Genomic DNA, 13,122 nt, shown 5'->3' with positions numbered 1-13,122 from the left:
GTAGGTGAAGTTCATGCAAATGGGAAAAGTGATAGGCAGTGTATGGGCAACACGTAAGGAAGAAGGGTTGAATGGCTTAAAACTTTTAATTATTCAACCAATTGACTCCAAACAGCAGCCGATTCGTTCAGAGATTGTAGCAGCAGATCGTATCGGGGCAGGAATCGGCGATGATGTGCTTATTACAAGTGGTGGATCATCACGATATATTATGAAAGAAAATCCATTGCCTATCGATGCAGTTGTTATAGGTATTATTGATTCTACGGAAGTTATGAGAGGTGAAGAGAATGAGTAGCGCTATTGGAATGATTGAGACAAAAGGATTAGTAGGCTCTTATGAAGCTGCTGATGCAATGATTAAGTCATCAGATGTAACAATCGTCAAGCAAGAGTTCGTTGATGGTGGGATTGTGACAGTCGTCGTGAAAGGTGATGTTGGTTCTGTCCAGGCAGCAGTAGAAGCTGGAAAAGCCGCTGCAATGCGTGTTGGAGAACTATTAGGCGCTCATGTAATTCCGAGACCTGATGAAGATGTTTTTCAAATGATTAAAGGACCAGAAGCACCAAAGAAAAAGCCAGCAACAACATCAACACGTGCTAAAAAAACGACGGAAACAGCTGCTGCTGATCAACGAGGTGAGGCATAATGTCTTTTCAAAAAAGTAAAATTGCTGTAATTGGTGCTGGGCAAACTGGCGCAACTTTAAGTTTATTTTTGGCACAAAAAGAACTAGGAGATGTTGTCCTGTTAGATATTCCAGAAGCGGAGAATCCGACAAAAGGAAAGGCGCTAGATTTATTACAAACAGGACCAATCGAAAAGTTTAATGTTTTTATTAAAGGAACGAGTAATTATGAGGATATAGCAGGAGCTAATATTGTCATTATTACAGCTGGTATTCCTCGTAAACCGGGTATGAGTCGGGATGACTTAGTGGCGACGAATGCAAAAATTATTCAACAAGTATCTAGACAAATAAAACATTATGCTCCAGACAGCATAGTTCTTGTATTAAGCAATCCAGTCGATGCCATGACCTATGTTTGTTATAAGGAAACTGGCTTTCCAAAAAATCGTATCATTGGTCAATCAGGTGTGTTAGATACAGCGCGTTTTAATACATTTGTAGCACAGGAACTGCAAATTGCCCCAGAGGATGTGTCAGGATTCGTCTTAGGTGGACATGGTGACGAAATGGTCCCTTTAATTCGATATTCCTATGCTGGAGGGATCCCATTAGAAAAACTGATTCCTCAAGACAGACTGCAGCAAATTGTAGAACGTACACGTAAAGGTGGCGGAGAAATTGTTGGGTTGTTAGGCAATGGTAGTGCTTATTATGCGCCAGCTGCTGCCTGTGCACAGATGGTCGAAATCATCATGAAAGATCAACGTAAAATAATTCCTTCTATTGCCTTATTAGAAGGAGAGTACGGTTATCACGATTTATTTTTAGGTGTACCGACAATATTAGGTGGCAATGGCATTGAATCAGTTATCGAATTACACCTTACAAATGAAGAAAAAACGGCGCTTCATCAGTCAGCAGAAGCCGTAAAACAAGTATTAACGATTTGTCAAAATGTTTAAAGACGCTTTGCAGTAATAAGATATGTAGGATCCCCAACTATATATCTGTTATAAACTCTTAAAAATGTTTGATTGGAAACCGAACATTACGCTTAAAAGCTAGTAAAATTCCCCTATATTTATATAAAAGTAGAAGCTCTCCTTGATCGTGAAAATGTTGAGGAGAGCTTTTTTGGTATATACAACTCAAATTGAGCAATTTATGATAGAGCGAATGTTTAGACACACCTGCTGAAAAACGGCTTGATTGTCACCGGAACACATGTAATGCAGTACCCATTAATTTTCCTTCCTTTTATGTAAATATGGGAATAATGATAGTAACCCTAGGATAGCTAAACAAACGCCAATCCACAGCGGTGATATATAGCCATATCCATTACTAATACCTATGCCACCTAGTGATGAACCAATAACAATACCAAGCGTAATAAAAGAACTATGAATGGTATTGATCATCGTGCCATTATTAGCTGTTTTCATCACTCTCGCCACCATAGCTGGATTCATTGCAACACCAGTGAAGCCAATAAAAATAGTTGTAATAACTGCAATATATTTATTCTCAGCTCCTAAAGCAAATAAAGACAAAGCTACGATTAAAATAATCAATCCACTCAAAAGTGTTCCCATTGTATATTTATCAGCAAACTTGCCAATCACTATATTCCCAATGACTGTTGCACTACCATAGAGAGCAAGTAAATATGGAATACTTGCACTTGAAAAGCCTGTGATATTTGTAAAGATAGGGGTGAAATAACTAAACGCTGCAAACGTACCACCTATAATAAACATACTAGTTATGTACGCTGCCCAAAGATGAATATTTTTAAAGCCTATGAGCTCGTCTTTCCAGTTTAATACCGATTTGTTTGGCGACGAGGGTAGTAAAAATTGAATCATAATCCCGGAAACTAGTACGAGAATAGAAACAAACCCAAAACTAATACGCCAGCCAAAATTTTGCGAGACAAGCGTTGTTATAGGTAAGCCTATGACTGTTGCAATCATTAAACCTGCAAGTACAATAGATGCAGCTTTTCCCCTTGAATTAGGAGGAACCAATGTTGCAGAAAAGGAAATGGCAATACCGAATGCTGAAGATGAAGCAATACCAGTAATAATACGTGAAACCATCATGCTATCATAGTTCCAAGCAATTGCTCCAAGTGACTGGCCAAGCAAGAATACAAACATTAAAAATAATAGAGCTTGTTTACTGCGTAATCGTAGAAGAGATGCAGTTAAAATAGGTCCTCCTACTACCATTGCTGCTGCATAAGCAGTAATTAAATACCCGATTGAAGATACGGAAACCTGAAATGCAAGAGCAAGTTCGTTCATCATACCTGCAACCATAAATTCAGATGTAGTCATACAAAAAATCGCTAAAGCTAGTAAATAAATAATCGATGGCATAAAAAACACTCCTAAATTTATTATTGTAACGTTCGGTACAAAAATGATGCTAAAAAAGAGCGCACTAAGCGCCAAATATAGATTCTAATGTTCCGTTCATAATCTGTTCAGACAGCATTCGATTTTGCATCGAAACATTAAGAACACGGAACCCGTAATAACTGCTTAAAAATAAACTAGCTAATTCCTCAGCTGTTTGCCCTTTTGAAATTTCGCCAGTTTGCAATCCTTCCGCCATTACTTTTTCAATTGCTTGTTTAAGAAGTTCAACATGCCGTGAGAAAATTTCTTGAACCATTACGTCATTCTTTGCTCTCTCCACACTGGCATTAATTAATAAACAACCTTTTTGATCAATATTCTCAAAATCTTCCTTTAGTGCCCATTCGAAAAAATTACATAAGCGTTCTTTCAATGCAATTGGAGCATTTAATAATTCCTGCTGTGCCTTAATTCCAAACTCATGGTAGCGTTCTAATACTTGTTTATACAGTTCATGTTTACTACCAAAAGTATTGTATAAGCTTCCTTTCCCAAGTCCAGTATCACTGCATAAATCCTGTGTAGAACACCCCTCATACCCTCTGTTCCAAAAAGTTTTCATGGCGACATCTACAATTGAGGAATAATCAAACTCTCGGGGTCTGCCTCGTTTATTCACATTGATCCTCCTCTCATTTACATAACTAGAATATCTTTTTTGTACTAAGCGGTCAAGAAAAGTTTTAAGAATAAAGCATAAGTCTTGATTGACTTTGTCCTTAGGGGAAGGTGTATAAATGAATGGTAGCAAGTAACAAATAAATGAGTGAGGTGGTTTTTTGTTATCAATAGGAGAGTTCTCAAAAATATGTGGTGTCTCTACAAAAACACTTCGATATTACGATGAAATTGGATTAATTAACCCAGATGAGATTAATGCTGAAAGCGGTTATAGGTATTATTCTATTGAACAACTAAAAAGGATGCTCTATATCAATCGTTTAAAATCCTATCATTTTTCTCTTGAAGAAATTAAAACGATGTTGGCTTTAGAAGAGGATCAGTCCGAAGAAATGCTTTGTTCAGTGCTTAATCAGAAGAGAAATGAAATTAAAGAAAAACTAAAGGCTTTTGAATTCCTTGTAAAACAATTAAGTCAAGATATTTCAAACTTAGAAAAGGGAGTACCTATCATGTCGTACCTTGACGATATCGAAGTACAGCTTGTTGAAACAAAGCCAATGAATATCCTTTATAAGAGACTGATAATGGGTAATGATGACTATGCATCTGGATATGGTAATCATTTTAGCGAGCTATATGAGAAGATTGCGAAGGAGAAGCTCACTTTACTTGGGCAGCCGATGACGATTTACCATAGCCCTGAATTTAATCCTGCAGGCAATGATACCGAGTTCGCTATTTCAATAGCAGAGTCTGTCAAAGGAACGAGAGATTTGCCAGGTAGCCTCTGTGCTAAATCTGTTTTAAAGGGGGCTTATCCGGAATTGTCCTCTGTCTATGCTAATTTGATGAAATGGGTTGAAAACGAAGGTTATGAGCTAATATCGCCACCATATGAAATATATGTAACAGACCCAAGTCAAGCCAACGCCCATGAGGATTATGTTACTGAGGTATATTTTCCTGTAAAGAAAAAATGACAAAATGAAATTTAGGAGGTTTTTATGCAAACAACAATAAATTGGCAATCAGTAAAGCTTGAAAGCATATATATGGATAATGACAAGCTTTCCAAGCTAGAGCAGACGATAAAAAATGATTATAACAATATAAATGGCATTGTTTTAATTAGTAATGGTAACTTAGCATACGAAAAATATTTTAATGGCAAAGGTCCTAACGATCGTCACCATGTAGCATCTGTAACAAAAAGTGTAATATCTGCACTTATAGGCATAGCTATTGATAAAGGATATATTAAAAGCGTTGAACAGAAGGTGTTTGATTTTTTCCCTGAATATATTTCTGATGCCGCTGATCAGCAAAAACAACAGATTACTATACGAAATTTACTTACGATGACCGTACCATATCCATTTGAGGATTGGCATGAACCACTAGATATTTTATGTCAGCAACAGGACTGGGTAAGGTATACACTTGATATAATGGGCAAAAACGGGGATTTAGGTGCTTTTAAATATTCCACTGCTGGAGCACATGTATTGTCAGCTATTCTTACTCAAAGTACAGGCAAGAGTGCACGAGCGTTCGCCAATGAACATTTGTTTACACCGCTTGGCATGAAAGAGATTCCCGATTATCAAATGAACTCCTATGGATTTGATGATTTATTCGGGAAAAACGTTAAGGGGTGGGTTCATGATTCGAAAGGTTATTCGACAGGTGGATGGGGACTAACATTAACTACTCGTGATATGGCTCGATTTGGCTACCTGTATTTAAATAATGGAGTTTGGAATCATACTAGGGTCCTCTCAGAGACATGGATTCGAGAATCGACGGAAATGAACTTTAATAATTACGGTTACTTATGGTGGCTACGGCAAGAAGATGGACTTTCTACATATTCAGCAATAGGGGATGGAGGCAATATGATTTGTTGTATACCGAAATTGAATATGGTTGTGGCTATTAGTTCAGAGTTCATTATGAATTCGAGAGATAGATGGCCTTTACTAAAAGAGTATATAATCCCAGCGGTAATAAATAATCAATAATTTTATATTTCAAGTGAGGGGGACAATTCCTTTCAGATTAGGTGGATGCACGCTTGCTTCAAGTTCATCGGAAACTATCCCCCAACGTATTTCACAGTCTCGACCCTCATCAATTTATGACGTAGGTAAAATTTTGATCCCATCAAATTGGACAATAGGCTATAATAAATAGTCTATTATCTAATTTAAAAGAAGCGTATTGAAAGATTCCTTTTCTGAAGGTCGTGCTCACTACATCTTCAGTTTGAGGTTAAATTATACTTTTTTAAATAAAGTGAGGGAAAGAAATGGTTAGCTACTTGGTCGTCTTTATTGTCATTGTCCTTATAATGTTAAAGGAGAAACAAGTTAGACCAACTCGATTGTGGGTCATACCAGTTTTGTTAATTGGTGTAATGTTTTCTACTATTTTAAATATTAAATTAACGCCTTTAAATATTATGATGTATATCAGTTGTTTAATGGTTGGATTGGGTATAGGAGTATGGAAAGGAAAACTAGAAAAAATTCGTAAGAATCACACTAGAGGAATCGTTACTACAAAAAGCTCTATTGCTGGAATTATTTTGTTTTTCGGGTTTCTTCTTGTAAGGATACTGGTTGGTCATTGGAGTAGAGAGCATGCGTTGCTATCATTAACAAATGCTCTTATGTTCATACCACTTGGTAGTATTTGTTCTCGTCGCTATATTATCTACTTGAGATACAAACAAATTATGGGCGAGTGAAATAATATAAAGTATAGAATTGTTTTAAATCAAAGACTAGACATAGTGATTTTCATTCTGTATTCAGCTTTTTAAAAGTCATTTAGTATATTTAGTGGGAAAAAGCATGTAGCCTTCGATTGTCCTTGTTTGATCAGTGTAGGCAAAGTTGTATTCTCTTTGTCTACTTCCTCAATAAATATTTTTCACCAGATATATAACCACTTAATTATGTAACCTCGCCACTCATCTAGTACAGCAGCAAAATAATCTCCTGAACGCATTATAGAAAATCCAATAGTAGAAGCTAAATCCCCATACATCCTTTTTGACATAGCTTTAATTTTTTGTAGAATCAATATTATATTTAAGTAGAACTAGAAAAATACTAAAAGTCCATAATATACAAAATTTTCGAAAATATGATAAAATAGTAGCGTGAAAAGGAGGATGTTAGCATGACTGTACAGCAATTTACTGACTATGTGAAAAAAATGCAGCACTACGGAGAAGCACTGAGTGTGATTTATTGGGACATGCGGACGGGTGCGCCTAAGAAGGGGTTAGCTCAACGTTCAGAAGTAGTTGGAACATTATCTGCCTCTTTATTTGAGATGCAGACTAGTGAAGAATTAGGGGAATTACTAACGAATCTAGAGGGGCAAAAGGCAGATCTAGATTATGTTACACTGCGTTTAGTAGAGAAAGTACGAAAAGATTACGATCAAAATAAAAAAATTCCAGCTAAAGAATATAAGGAATTTGTCATTCTGCAATCTAAAGCAGAAACAGCATGGGAAGAAGCAAAAGCGACGAATAATTTTGCGTTATTCTTACCTTATTTAGAAGAAATTATAAGTTGGCAGAAGAAATTCATTCAATATTGGGGTATTAAAAACGGTTCTCCGTACAATACATTACTAGATTTATATGAGCCGGATATGACGACTGATGTTTTAGATCAAGTTTTTGGTGAATTACGTGAAACAATCGTTTCTCTTGTGCAAAAAATTGCAGATTCACCAAATAAACCAGATACAAGCATATTATTTAAGCATTTCCCTCGTGAATCTCAACGTGCATTATCATTGGAAATGCTAACACAACTTGGCTATGATTTTGATGCAGGTCGCTTAGACGAAAGTGTGCATCCATTTATGATTGGCTTAAACCATGGAGATAATCGAATTACTACGAAATATGATGAAAATGATTTCCGCTCAGCAATTTTTGGAACAATCCATGAGTGTGGGCATGCTATGTATGAACAAAATATCGATGTGAAGCTTGATGGTTTACCGTTAGCAACGGGTACGTCGATGGGAATACATGAATCTCAATCTTTATTTTATGAAAATTTTGTTGGTAGAAACGAAAAGTTCTGGGAGCATAATTACGAGCGACTGCAAAAACATTCACCTGCTCAATTTGGTGATGTAGCATTTGCTGATTTCCTGCGAGCGATTAATATGGTGGAACCTTCATTTATTCGCATTGAAGCAGATGAGTTAACATATCCACTACATATTATGATTCGCTATGAAATTGAACGAGACCTATTCAATGGCGATCTTCAGGCGAAAGATCTTCCTCAAGTATGGAATGATAAATACGAAGAATATTTAGGCATTCGTCCTGAGACAGATGCAAAAGGGGTACTACAAGATATGCACTGGTCGGGGGGGATGTTTGGTTATTTCCCATCCTATGCTTTAGGGATGATTTACGCTGCACAATGGAAACATGCAATGGATAAAGATATTCCAAACTTTGATGAGCTGTTGGAAAAAGGAGAGCTTCTTTCAATTCGTGAGTGGTTAACAGACAAAGTCCACCAATACGGTGCGCTGAAGAAGCCGTTCGAATTGTTACAAGAGGCAACAGGCGAAGGCTTAAACGCCAAATATTTAGCAAACTATTTGCAAGAAAAGTATACGAAGCTGTATCAGCTTTAAAGGAAAAAGCGATTTCTCTACTACAGAGAAATCGCTTTTTTATGAAGAAGCAAAACATTGTTACCAAAGCTTATAGCCTTTAGAGCCAGGAGGAGAATTAGAAATAATATCGATAATTGGAATCGTATAAGCAAATAAAATTAATGCTACTAATATAACTAGCCATACTTTGAAATTCTCTAAGATAGCGGGTGTCGTACCACCGTTTTCATGTACCTCACCAACAGGGAATTCCTCTTCACCTTTTGGTGCAAACCATGCTAATTTCACCACAATATAAAGAATGATGATGATGGCGATGAATAGAATAGTGCCACCAACAGCTTGGGCGATTTGATAAGGAATCCAATCATAAGCTTGCTGAGCTCCACCATACACAGAGTAATCAGATCGACGTGGTGCACCAATCAGACCAGCGATATGCATAGCAGAAGACATAATTGTCATACCTACCGCCCATAAAATAGCGGCAAAATTACCAAGATTGTTTAAAGATTTAGTCAGTGTACGACCTGTTAAATACGGAATTAACCAAAATGCCGCCCCAAAATAAGTTAATACAGCTGTTGTTGCAATTGTTAAATGGAAATGTCCTGTAACCCAAATAGTATTATGGATTAATTGGTTCATTTGGTAAGAAGCGTTGATGATACCGCCTGCGCCACCAGGAATAAATGCTAACATACCGATAAATGGCACGAAGAAACGAGCATCTTTCCATGGTAATTTTTTTAACCAGCCGAAAAGTCCTTTTCCTCCTAATTCACGACCGCGTAATTCAAACATTGCAAACATCGAGAAGGCGGTCATTAAAGATGGTACGATTACGGCGAAAGTTAAAACAACTTGTATGAATTTCCAAGTACTATCAATACCTGGCTCTGTTAATTGGTGATGGATCCCAACTGGTACAGAGAATATTAAAAATAGCATAAATGACAGTCTTGCTAAAGAATCAGAGAAAATTTTTCCGCCAATAACCTTCGGAATAATGACATACCAAACCATGTAAGCTGGTAATAACCAGAAATATACAAGAGCATGACCAAAATACCAGAATAATGTACGGGAAAGTGCTACATCAACACGTTCGATAAAGCCTAAAGACCATGGAAGTAACTGGAATAGAACAGAAACAGCTACACCTAGAGTTGCCACGAACCACATTAAATTATTGACAACAACCATAAATGAAAGTAATGGGCTTCGTTGTCCGCTACCTTTGTTTTCTTTACGCCACTGTGCATATCGTAAAATTTGACCTGCGCCGCCAACCCAAGAACCAACAACGACTAATGTAAGGCCTAAATAGAAAATCCAGTGAGCTTTCAGAGGAGCATAGAACGTATATAAAACAGATGCTTCGTTCAGTAGAACCATTACTGCAGCCGCTGCTGTACCGATAGTCATTAACCAGAAGCCGATCCAGCCAAGGCGACGTTGACCATTTGAGAAAGTCCCTGATGTACGGCTAACACTGGCAATTTGGAAACCGAATATAAAGAATGTTGTTAAAATAAGACCGAGTAAAACACCATGTACAGTTAAAACTTGATAGTAACCAATGCCTGCTGGTAATGTAAATTGACCAGAACGAACGAAAACCTGTAATAAACCTGCAAGACCCCCTAATAATAATGCGATGAATGCCACGTATATATGTGCCATTGCTAGCTTCGCATCACGACGATCCACTTTTGTCAAATTATTATTGAGACTCATTTGGATCCACCACCTTTAGCATAGAGTGCATCATCGTATGTCCTGTACCACAGTATTCATTACATACAATTAAAAACTCTCCTACTTTATTTACTTCTGTCACATATTCAGAAATGTAACCAGGTTCAAGCATCATATTAATGTTTGTACCTGCAACTTCAAAACCGTGCATGACATCCGCACTTGTTGCGATAAATTTCACCTTAGCTCCTAGAGGGACTTCTATTTCTGGCGGATTGTAATTAAATGCTGATGCTAAAACAACCACTTCATAGTCCCAATCCTTACCTTCTACTTTGTGAACACCAGGATTATCGAAGGGAGGGAATTCATTTACTTTCTCATAATCTAGTGTTTTTTTACCATTGTTCGGATGTGAGCCTTGATGAAATGCACCGATGCCGAGAATGATAAGGAATGCTACTAAAGTAGTAACTCCAAACACAAGCCAGTACTTCTCATACTTATGTAAGTGCATATGTCTCTGTCCTTTCTTATTCTTAGTAGAATCAATTATGCCTCGGCATAATTGCGTCCAGAATCAGCTTTGTGCTTAGGCCTGCGTGAGGGCCGACACGATGTCGGTCATTTCGGAAATGCCACAGGACGTGGCGTTTTTACCGATGCAGGTCAGTTAGCCGTTATCGCATGGATGCGATGATTTTAGGCTAACATCCTATATTGAACTCCTTTCTGATTCCATGACATCCGCCTGAGGCTTTGGGCCAACACGAAGTTGGTCATTCAGTCGTTGCCACAGGACGTGGCGTTCTTAGACTAAGTTCCTCTATTTCAGTGGGTGTTTGGACACCCGTTGAAAGAAGTTAAAAACGATTGATGAACAAATCGAAGCAGTACACCCAAAGTAAGATAATAATGATTCCTACTCCAAATACCGCATAGAGTGAACCTTTTAAATTTTCATCTGACTTTTTTTTATTTGCCATTTTTGCTCCTCCTTCGCTTTTAGTGTGTCTTTCTAATTGCCATGATATATAAATAAAATTCTTTTTGATGTGAAAAAAATCACACATCTTGACGAATAATGTGAAAAAAATGTGAAAAATTGAGGAGGGAATAAAAAAAAGCCACCTCTATAGTCATTGAGATGGCCGCGTTTTGGTTGAAAATGAAGTGATTATTATTGAAATCTATTATTTTTCGAGAAATTTTACTATGTGAAATTTAGACTTGAGCCTTATGGGGCATTCACCGTTTATTATTAAAGAGAATGATAAGGCGTTATCATAAACATTTGATGTGTAGGCATAGGATGTATAAATTGAACAGTCCGATATTCTAGAACTCTATTCTTCTTCAATTGTTAAAAGAACTGTCAGTGGACCGACGCTTGGAATTGTGACAGGGAGTATAAAGGCCTTTTCAAAGCCGTATAATTTTGTGTTACCAACCATCACCGTTGGCGGTGTGATATCAATTTCTAAGCTTTCTTGTCCGACGGTAGTACATAGATTTCCTGCAATCATATTGCCAAATTCCCCTGTAAAGGACTCCAACATTTCCCCTTCGAGAGGCATACCAAACATCGTATTGCCGATGCCACTAAATGTTTCTGGAGACGAATCAATGATTACTCGGCCCTTTAAATCTCCTATTAAACCAATTAAAACACCCATTTGCTGTTGTTGAAATGGTTCAGAAATAATACTCGGCGTTTTCACGTCTATCTCCATAGGTAGAATCGATTTTAAAGCGTGGATTGTCCCATTTAAAATAGTTTGAAAGTACTTCGAATTACTCATTTTTACCGCATCCTTTTTCCGACTTTTCTACATCTTACCATGTTGAATGGGTAAGATGAAAGTATGTCTTGACGAATTAATGGGAAATTTATATTATATTAATGAGAATGATTTTCAAAATCATTAAATGGACGATTAAGTTTTTTAAAATACAAATTTTTATATGAAAAGGAGCGGTCAGCGATGACATTCGTATTGATTGGAACGGCAGTGGTTATCTATATTGGAGTGGGGAAACACGTTATGAAACAGGCGACTGCGCATTTAAAATAAGAGAATAAACAATAACGACAATATTTTTACAAGTAGAGCTTGGTCTAAGCAATTTAGAGATCATGCTTTTTTTTTACGAAAATATTTATCTTACATACTTTCGAGGGAATAAAGAGGGTTATTTTTTTGTTTTTTCTGAAAAATACTGAAAATGCGAATTGTTTTTTTGTAGTATGGTTACAAGGCTATTAAAAAATGATCGTTCTGTTACTGTAGTATCAAAAAATAAAAATGGATAGGCAATCAAGCAACGTCCTATAGAAAATTAGGTGAAGAAAATGACGAAGATATTATTAACAGGGTTTGTGCCATTTCTTGAATATAAAATAAATCCAACGATGCAAATTGTAGAAAAATTAAATGGAGAAAAGATGGATGGCTATGAAATTGAAGGACGCATTTTGTCTGTAGATTTTCAGCAATCCGCTCAGCAACTGAAACAATATATTGCTGAGACTAAGCCACGAATCATTATTTCATTAGGATTAGCCGGAGGGCGATTTAAAATAACGCCAGAGCGAATTGCGATTAATATTAAAGATGGGGAAGCAGATAATGATGGTTATACACCAGTAGATGAGAGCATTTATGATGATGGTGTAGATGCCTATATCACGAATCTACCTATTAGAAATATAGTAAATCGATTATGTAAAGAAGGGTATCCAGCGGAGATTTCAAATACGGCAGGTACCTATTTATCGGTTTTCCACATGAAGACTCCTTCCTCAATCACGTGCAGGGCGTAGCCCAGTGATAGGTGGGAGATGAATTGCGTTAGCCAAAAGTATTTAAACACATCATGCCTTATTGTATAATCAGGCGTATCAGAGGAAGGCGTGATTATACCCAAAGACCATGTTCACATTTTGTTTAAAGCACAACCTAATACAGAATTATCCAAGTTCAGCAATGCGTATAAGAGTGCTAGTTCCCGACTGATAAAACGTGACTTCCCATTAGTTCGTAAAAAACTTTGGAAAGAAATGTTCTGGTCAA

Annotated in this window: 14 protein-coding genes and 1 pseudogene; 9 read left to right on the top strand and 6 right to left on the bottom strand. The window is 37.0% G+C overall.

Annotated elements, in window-relative coordinates; genetic code table 11:
• Nucleotides 1-13: 13 nt before the first annotated feature.
• The 3 genes from ABE34_RS06980 to mdh are packed head-to-tail and all read left to right on the top strand — an operon-like array spanning nucleotide 14 to nucleotide 1,594.
• Nucleotides 14-298, top strand: coding sequence for a EutN/CcmL family microcompartment protein (locus tag ABE34_RS06980; protein WP_197141301.1), 285 nt, complete (start codon nucleotides 14-16; stop codon nucleotides 296-298).
• A complete protein-coding gene (locus tag ABE34_RS06975) occupies nucleotides 291-650 on the top strand; it encodes a BMC domain-containing protein (RefSeq protein ID WP_197141300.1) in 360 nt (119 codons plus the stop codon). The genes ABE34_RS06980 and ABE34_RS06975 overlap by 8 nt, the downstream gene beginning before the upstream one ends.
• Nucleotides 650-1,594: a malate dehydrogenase gene (gene mdh, locus ABE34_RS06970; RefSeq protein WP_197141299.1), complete on the top strand. Its 945-nt coding sequence runs from the start codon at nucleotides 650-652 to the stop codon at nucleotides 1,592-1,594. The genes ABE34_RS06975 and mdh overlap by 1 nt, the downstream gene beginning before the upstream one ends.
• 279 nt (nucleotides 1,595-1,873) lie before the next feature.
• Here the strand turns inward: mdh and ABE34_RS06965 are convergent, their stop codons facing one another.
• Both ABE34_RS06965 and ABE34_RS06960 read right to left on the bottom strand, forming a co-directional pair.
• On the bottom strand, nucleotides 1,874-3,016 hold the full coding sequence (locus tag ABE34_RS06965; protein ID WP_197141298.1) for an MFS transporter: 1,143 nt from the start codon (nucleotides 3,014-3,016) through the stop codon (nucleotides 1,874-1,876).
• A gap of 64 nt (nucleotides 3,017-3,080) precedes the next feature.
• Nucleotides 3,081-3,677 carry a TetR family transcriptional regulator gene (locus tag ABE34_RS06960; protein ID WP_197141297.1) on the bottom strand — a complete coding sequence of 199 codons (597 nt, stop codon included), beginning with the start codon at nucleotides 3,675-3,677 and terminating at the stop codon, nucleotides 3,081-3,083.
• 160 nt (nucleotides 3,678-3,837) lie between these two features.
• Between ABE34_RS06960 and ABE34_RS06955 the strand changes: the two genes are divergently transcribed.
• From ABE34_RS06955 to ABE34_RS06940, 4 genes are all read left to right on the top strand, one after another.
• The gene (locus ABE34_RS06955) at nucleotides 3,838-4,662 is read left to right on the top strand and encodes a MerR family transcriptional regulator (protein ID WP_197141295.1); all 825 of its coding nucleotides are present in this window, start codon (nucleotides 3,838-3,840) and stop codon (nucleotides 4,660-4,662) included.
• A 24-nt stretch (nucleotides 4,663-4,686) separates the two neighbouring features.
• On the top strand, nucleotides 4,687-5,703 hold the full coding sequence (locus tag ABE34_RS06950) for a serine hydrolase domain-containing protein (protein WP_197141293.1): 1,017 nt from the start codon (nucleotides 4,687-4,689) through the stop codon (nucleotides 5,701-5,703).
• Nucleotides 5,704-5,990: 287 nt separating this feature from the next.
• Nucleotides 5,991-6,431, top strand: coding sequence for a CcdC protein domain-containing protein (locus tag ABE34_RS06945; RefSeq protein WP_197141291.1), 441 nt, complete (start codon nucleotides 5,991-5,993; stop codon nucleotides 6,429-6,431).
• Nucleotides 6,432-6,868: 437 nt separating this feature from the next.
• On the top strand, nucleotides 6,869-8,365 hold the full coding sequence (locus tag ABE34_RS06940) for a carboxypeptidase M32 (protein WP_197141289.1): 1,497 nt from the start codon (nucleotides 6,869-6,871) through the stop codon (nucleotides 8,363-8,365).
• A 60-nt stretch (nucleotides 8,366-8,425) separates the two neighbouring features.
• Here the strand turns inward: ABE34_RS06940 and ABE34_RS06935 are convergent, their stop codons facing one another.
• The 4 genes from ABE34_RS06935 to ABE34_RS06925 all read right to left on the bottom strand — a co-directional run bounded on the left by ABE34_RS06935 (nucleotide 8,426) and on the right by ABE34_RS06925 (nucleotide 11,850).
• The gene (locus ABE34_RS06935; RefSeq protein ID WP_197141287.1) at nucleotides 8,426-10,087 is read right to left on the bottom strand and encodes a b(o/a)3-type cytochrome-c oxidase subunit 1; all 1,662 of its coding nucleotides are present in this window, start codon (nucleotides 10,085-10,087) and stop codon (nucleotides 8,426-8,428) included.
• Nucleotides 10,074-10,565, bottom strand: a complete 492-nt coding sequence (locus ABE34_RS06930) for a cytochrome B5 (protein ID WP_197141285.1) — start codon at nucleotides 10,563-10,565, stop codon at nucleotides 10,074-10,076. Before ABE34_RS06930 ends, ABE34_RS06935 begins: the two co-directional genes overlap by 14 nt.
• 346 nt (nucleotides 10,566-10,911) lie before the next feature.
• Nucleotides 10,912-11,034, bottom strand: a complete 123-nt coding sequence (locus ABE34_RS25405; RefSeq protein ID WP_255505077.1) for a hypothetical protein — start codon at nucleotides 11,032-11,034, stop codon at nucleotides 10,912-10,914.
• Between the two features lie 360 nt (nucleotides 11,035-11,394).
• Nucleotides 11,395-11,850: a chemotaxis protein CheX gene (locus ABE34_RS06925; RefSeq protein ID WP_079560033.1), complete on the bottom strand. Its 456-nt coding sequence runs from the start codon at nucleotides 11,848-11,850 to the stop codon at nucleotides 11,395-11,397.
• Between the two features lie 551 nt (nucleotides 11,851-12,401).
• Here ABE34_RS06925 and ABE34_RS06920 point away from each other — a divergent pair.
• Together ABE34_RS06920 and ABE34_RS06915 are read left to right on the top strand one after the other, a co-directional pair.
• Entirely contained in the window at nucleotides 12,402-12,872 is a 471-nt protein-coding gene (locus tag ABE34_RS06920; RefSeq protein WP_197141283.1) for a peptidase C15, read from the top strand.
• Nucleotides 12,873-12,977: 105 nt separating this feature from the next.
• A pseudogene (locus ABE34_RS06915) lies at nucleotides 12,978-13,122 on the top strand (transposase); the annotation flags it as partial.

Origin of the sequence: Lysinibacillus sphaericus, assembly GCF_015844675.1 — a bacterium.
Taxonomy (GTDB): Bacteria; Bacillota; Bacilli; order Bacillales_A; family Planococcaceae; genus Lysinibacillus; species Lysinibacillus sphaericus_E.
The sequence above is the reverse complement of the archived record's forward strand: the minus strand, read 5'-3'. Positions and strand labels throughout refer to the sequence as shown.

Coding starts and splice junctions, on each gene's coding strand:
- ABE34_RS06980 (WP_197141301.1), top strand. CDS start 14: ATGCAAATGGGAAAAGTGATAGGCAGTGTATGGGCAACACGTAAGGAA.
- ABE34_RS06975 (WP_197141300.1), top strand. CDS start 291: ATGAGTAGCGCTATTGGAATGATTGAGACAAAAGGATTAGTAGGCTCT.
- mdh (WP_197141299.1), top strand. CDS start 650: ATGTCTTTTCAAAAAAGTAAAATTGCTGTAATTGGTGCTGGGCAAACT.
- ABE34_RS06965 (WP_197141298.1), bottom strand. CDS start 3,016: ATGCCATCGATTATTTATTTACTAGCTTTAGCGATTTTTTGTATGACT.
- ABE34_RS06950 (WP_197141293.1), top strand. CDS start 4,687: ATGCAAACAACAATAAATTGGCAATCAGTAAAGCTTGAAAGCATATAT.
- ABE34_RS06945 (WP_197141291.1), top strand. CDS start 5,991: ATGGTTAGCTACTTGGTCGTCTTTATTGTCATTGTCCTTATAATGTTA.
- ABE34_RS06940 (WP_197141289.1), top strand. CDS start 6,869: ATGACTGTACAGCAATTTACTGACTATGTGAAAAAAATGCAGCACTAC.
- ABE34_RS06935 (WP_197141287.1), bottom strand. CDS start 10,087: ATGAGTCTCAATAATAATTTGACAAAAGTGGATCGTCGTGATGCGAAG.
- ABE34_RS06930 (WP_197141285.1), bottom strand. CDS start 10,565: ATGCACTTACATAAGTATGAGAAGTACTGGCTTGTGTTTGGAGTTACT.
- ABE34_RS25405 (WP_255505077.1), bottom strand. CDS start 11,034: ATGGCAAATAAAAAAAAGTCAGATGAAAATTTAAAAGGTTCACTCTAT.
- ABE34_RS06925 (WP_079560033.1), bottom strand. CDS start 11,850: ATGAGTAATTCGAAGTACTTTCAAACTATTTTAAATGGGACAATCCAC.
- ABE34_RS06920 (WP_197141283.1), top strand. CDS start 12,402: ATGACGAAGATATTATTAACAGGGTTTGTGCCATTTCTTGAATATAAA.